The sequence below is a fragment of the Mitsuaria sp. TWR114 genome, from assembly GCF_007997345.1.
In genome coordinates this window covers 1-4,501 of the sequence record NZ_VOSR01000229.1, presented here as the reverse complement: position 1 = coordinate 4,501, position 4,501 = coordinate 1, and the positions used below count along the sequence as shown (strand labels likewise).

The following is a 4,501-nucleotide window of genomic DNA, read 5'->3' as shown; positions in this document are numbered from 1 at the left end:
GGCCAGCGCCAGCAGCGCGCCCGCCAGCCAGGCGCCGAGGGAGCGCGGCGCGCGGATGTCCCAGAGGATCAGCCGCATCGTGTCGCCGGCCTCGGTCCAGGGACTCCAGCCCAGGCTGCCGATCGCCAGGCCCAGCGCGAGCAGCACCGCGCCCAGCACGAGCAGCGCGACGAACTGCGCGGCGGTCCTGGCGGACGCGGCCGATGCGGCCGATGCAGCCGACGGAGCGGACTTGGCGCGCATCAGCGCATGCCTCCGGGCGGGGCGTTGAAGGGCGTGGTCGGCCAAGCCACCGGCCCCTGCGCCGCCTCGCGCAGGCAGCGCGCCATCAGCGCCGCGGCTTCCGACATGCGCGGGCCGGGGCGCACCAGCACGTCGGACTCGGCCGGCACCCAGACGCAGATGCGCTGCTGCTTGACGGCGCGGATCGCGGACCAGCCCGGCCGCTGCGGCAGGCCCGCGGCGTTGCGCTGGCCGACCATGATCACCTGCGGGTCGGCGCGGACGATGAACTCGGGATTGAGCTTGGGGAAGGGCCCGAGCTCGGCCGGGATGATGTTCTTCGCGCCGAGCCGGGCCAGGATCTCGCCCATGAAGGAGGCGGTGCCGGCGCCATAGGGCCCGGCGTCGACCTCGTAATAGACGCTCAGCCCGCGCGCGGCCGGCGGCAGCGTGGCGGCGCTCTGCGCGATGTGGCCGTCGACCCGGTTCCACAGGCGGCGCGCGTCGTCCTCCTTGCCGAGCAGCCGGCCCATCTTGCCCAGCACCCGCTGGACGTCGTTCATGCTCTTGGGTTCCAGCGCCAGGACACGCAGGCCCAAGCCCTCCAGGCGATCGATGACGCGCGCCGAGACGCCGGCCACGACGACGTCGGGCTTGAGCGCGACCAGGGCCTCGATGCTGGTGTCGTCCAGGCCGCCGAGCCGGGGCAGCTTCTGCACGCTGGCGGGGAAGTTGGAGAAGCGGTCGACGCCGACGACCTTGGCGCAATCGCCCAGTTCGCAGATGGTCTCGGTCAGCGAAGGCAGCAGGCTGACAATGCGCCGCGGCACGTCCGGCAAGGTCACCGTGTGACCGCGGTCGTCCTGGATCGTGATCGGCGCGGCGACCGCCGAGGTCGCGGTCAGCACCAGCGTGGCCAGCGACAACGCGGCGCGGCTCAGGGGTCCCATCGACTTCATCGCTTGTTCTCCTCGTTGTCCGTGGCGTCGACGCGCTCGCGGGCGGCGGCCTCGTTGTCGTCCTGGTCCTCGTCGAGCGGCTCGACCGGACGCGTCCACGGTTGGCCGGCCACCATCAGCGTCAGCTCGCCGCACTGCCGCGCGACCTGCTGGTTGAGCCGGCCGAGTTCGTCCACATAGGCGCGCACCTCGCGGCCCATCGGCATCACGCCCCATCCGACCTCGTTGGACACGAAGATCACCGGCGAGGCCAGCGTCGGCAGCAGGCGCCGCAGTTCGGCGCACTCGGCGCGCCAGTCGTCCAGGCGCGGCGCGCCCGCCATCGGCATCAGCCAGTTGGTGAGCCACAGCGTCAGGCAGTCGACGACCAGCAGCCGCTGGGGCGATGCCGCCGCCCGCAGCGCCTCGCACAGTTGCAGCGGCGCCTCGACGGTGTCGAAGCCGGCCGGCCGGTCGGCGCGGTGGCGGGCGATGCGCTCGCGCATCTCGTCGTCATGGGCCTCGGCGGTCGCGACCACCGTGACCCGATGGCCCGGCGTGCGCGCCCAGCGCAGCGCGAGGCGCTCCGCATGGCGCGACTTGCCGCTGCGCTGGCCGCCGACGATCAGGTGATGAGCAGGCATCCGGGACTCCGGGGGCGAAGGGGAAGTGCGGACCTTACCGCGAGGGTCCGCGCGGCGGGGAACGACGGTCGAGGCGGGCCGCGCTCACAGCGTCGGCGCGTAGCGCAGCATCACGAACCAGGTCCGGCCCGCCTGGTTGTAGAAGTTCGCCGTCTGGTACTGACGGTTGAACGCGTTGTCGACGTTCAGCTGCAGGCGCCAGTCCTTGGCGAACGCGAACTGCGCGTCCAGGTTGAGCAGGCCGTAGCCGCCGAGCCGGGTCTTGTTGGCGGCGTCGTCGAAGCGCTCGCCGGAACCGACCAGGTTCGCGCCCAGTGTCCAGGCGCGCAGCGTCGTCTCGGCGCGCAGCGTGCCGAAGCGCTTGGCGCGGCGCTGCAGCTGGCGGCCGGTGTTGGCGTCGGTCGGGTCGAGGAAGTCGGCGGTGGCGCTGAGCTTGACCGCGCCCAGGGTCGCGCCGCCCTTCAGGCTGGTGCCCTTGAGCATCGCGCGCGCGACGTTGGTGTAGCAGCCGGTCGTGGAGCGGCAGCTGCCCGCGGCGCCGAAGGCGATCAGGTCGCTGACGCGGTTGCGGAAGGTGGTGATGGCGAAGTCCAGGTCGCCCTGGGCCCAGGCCAGGCCGGCCTCGCGGTTGTGGCCGCGCTCCGGCCGCAGTTCCGGGAAGCCCCGGCTGATGTCCGGGCCGTAGACGCTGCCGCGGTGGAACAGCGTCGGCGCGCGGAAGGCGTTGCCGGCCGAGGCCGTCACCCGCCAGCCGCCACCGAGCCGGTAGCCGGCCGCCAGGCTGCCGGTGTCGATGCCGCCGAACTCGCTGTCGTCGTCATGGCGACCGTGCGCCTGCAGGCTCAGCGCGCCCAGCGTGCCGAGGTAGCTCAGGCCGGCCGCGTTCTGGCTGCGCGTGCCGGTACCGCCGCCGACCAGGTCGGCGTTGACGAGGCGGTCCTCGCGACGCTCCAGCACGCCATTGAGCTGGTGCGCGGCATTGATCCGGTAGAAGCCCAGCAGCGAGGCGCTGCGGATGCGGGTTCTGGTCAGGTAGGGGGCGCTGGGGCGCGTCTCGTAGTTCTCTTCGGACTGGCCGACGGAGAGCTGCGTCGACAGCGCCTGCGACCAGACCGACTTCAGGCTGAGCTTGGCGGCGATCGATTCGGTGATGCCGCGGTCGTCGGCGTTCTTGCCGGCGTCGTAGCCGACGTCGCTGCGGCTCTTCAAGCCGAGCAGCTCCAGGCGCTGGCCTTCGGCGATGCGGCCGCCCAGGCGCAGGCTGCCGTTGTAGTTGCGCCAGCCGTCCTTGTCGGCATTGAAGCTCTTGCTGGTCGTGAGGCCGTAGGCGTTGAAGCCGGTGCCGCGGTCGACGGCCAGCGAACCGGCGTAGTCGAAGTCCGCAGTGCCGCCCAGCAGCGAGACGTCGGCCTTGACCTGGCCGAGGTTGCCGCCGCCGACGCCCAGGTCCAGCTGCGGCCGGCCGCTGCCCTGGCGCGTGAAGATCTGCACCACGCCGCCGATGGCGTCGGAGCCGTACAGCGCGCTGGCCGGGCCCTTGAGCACCTCGACGCGATCGATCAGCGAGACCGGCAGGTTCTCCCAGCGCGCGCCGCCGGTGGACTGGCCGTCGATGCGCACGCCGTCGATCAGGACGACGGTGTGGCGGGTCTCGGCGCCGCGGATGAAGACGGAGGTGGTGTTGCCCGGCCCGCCGTTGTTGGTCATCTGCAGGCCGGCGACGTTGCGCAGCAGCGCGGCGACGTTGCCGAAGCCCTGGCGCTCGATGGTGTCGCGGTGGATGACGGTGAGGTCGGCGGCGATGTCGCCCAGCCGCATCGGGCTGCGCGAGCCGGTGACGGTGACTTCGTCGAGCCGGCTCGCGGGAGCGGTGGCGTCGGCCGAGGTGGAGGAGGGCGCGGACTGCGCGAAGGCCGTGGCGGCGAGCGCCAGCGGCGTGAAGGCGAGCAGCGAGCGGGCACCGGCGCGCGCGCGCGAAACGAACGGAAGCATGAGAACGGACCAACGACGGGTTCAGGGCCCTGCTCACCCGCAGGACGTCTGAGGAACGATGCCGCCGGCTGCGTCGTCGATCCACCGGGTGGGCGGGTCGGGATCGGCTGGCGGGCACCACCTGTTGGCCGGTATCCGGGCTGGTGGCCGCTGCCTGTGTCCTTCCCAGCGCGGGCGCGCCAGTGGACATGGGGACAGGCAGTGCCGGCGGCGTGCCGGGTCCTTCGTCAGGATCCGGGGCGCGCGGCCGGCGGCCACTTACCGTTGCGGGGACAGCTCAGGTTGGCTCGCGCATCGGCGATGCGCCCGCTTCCTGATTCCCGTTTAACTGCACGGACGCAATGTCCGCGCGAGCACCAACGGCGCGCATTCTAGCGAGGTGTTTCCGCCTCGCCGCGTCTGGGCAGTGGCTGGAGCGCGCCATCGCCGACCATCGCGGGCGCCTTCTTGCCGGGCTTGGTCGTCGGCTTGGGCGGCAGCGACGGGTCGGGCGACTTCGGCAGCTTGGGTTTCTTCTTGGGCGGCTGCTTCGGATCCTTGGGCTTGGGCTTCTTCGGATCGGCGGGCTTGGAGGGGCGCGTCGACGCCTTCGGGGGCCGGGGCTCGATGGAGCGTCGATGCCGGCGGCGGCGGGCGCGGGCGATTGCGCCGCGAGGCGTTCGCGTTCGCGCTGCCGCGTTGCGAGCTCGCGGGACTCGTCGGCGG

At 72.5% G+C, this 4,501-nt stretch carries 3 protein-coding genes, 2 pseudogenes and 1 riboswitch; all 5 genes and pseudogenes read right to left on the bottom strand.

The annotated features are described in order from the left end of the window. Window positions 1–243: pseudogene (locus FUT87_RS10165) on the bottom strand (iron ABC transporter permease); the annotation flags it as partial. After that, entirely contained in the window at window positions 243–1,181 is a 939-nt protein-coding gene (locus FUT87_RS10160) for an ABC transporter substrate-binding protein (RefSeq protein ID WP_310732142.1), read from the bottom strand. The pseudogene FUT87_RS10165 and the gene FUT87_RS10160, both read right to left, overlap by 1 nt. Next, window positions 1,178–1,804, bottom strand: a complete 627-nt coding sequence (cobU, locus tag FUT87_RS10155) for a bifunctional adenosylcobinamide kinase/adenosylcobinamide-phosphate guanylyltransferase (protein WP_147240941.1) — start codon at window positions 1,802–1,804, stop codon at window positions 1,178–1,180. Before cobU ends, FUT87_RS10160 begins: the two co-directional genes overlap by 4 nt. Window positions 1,805–1,888: 84 nt before the next feature. After that, window positions 1,889–3,796 carry a TonB-dependent siderophore receptor gene (locus FUT87_RS10150; RefSeq protein ID WP_147240940.1) on the bottom strand — a complete coding sequence of 636 codons (1,908 nt, stop codon included), beginning with the start codon at window positions 3,794–3,796 and terminating at the stop codon, window positions 1,889–1,891. 108 nt (window positions 3,797–3,904) lie between these two features. After that, window positions 3,905–4,172: riboswitch (cobalamin riboswitch) on the bottom strand. Further along, window positions 4,168–4,501: pseudogene (locus FUT87_RS29925) on the bottom strand (hypothetical protein); the annotation flags it as partial. It overlaps the preceding riboswitch by 5 nt.

What these genes read in the sequence shown, in the direction of transcription:
- FUT87_RS10160 (WP_310732142.1), bottom strand. Translation starts at nt 1,181, where the DNA reads ATGAAGTCGATGGGACCCCTGAGCCGCGCCGCGTTGTCGCTGGCCACG.
- cobU (WP_147240941.1), bottom strand. Translation starts at nt 1,804, where the DNA reads ATGCCTGCTCATCACCTGATCGTCGGCGGCCAGCGCAGCGGCAAGTCG.
- FUT87_RS10150 (WP_147240940.1), bottom strand. Translation starts at nt 3,796, where the DNA reads ATGCTTCCGTTCGTTTCGCGCGCGCGCGCCGGTGCCCGCTCGCTGCTC.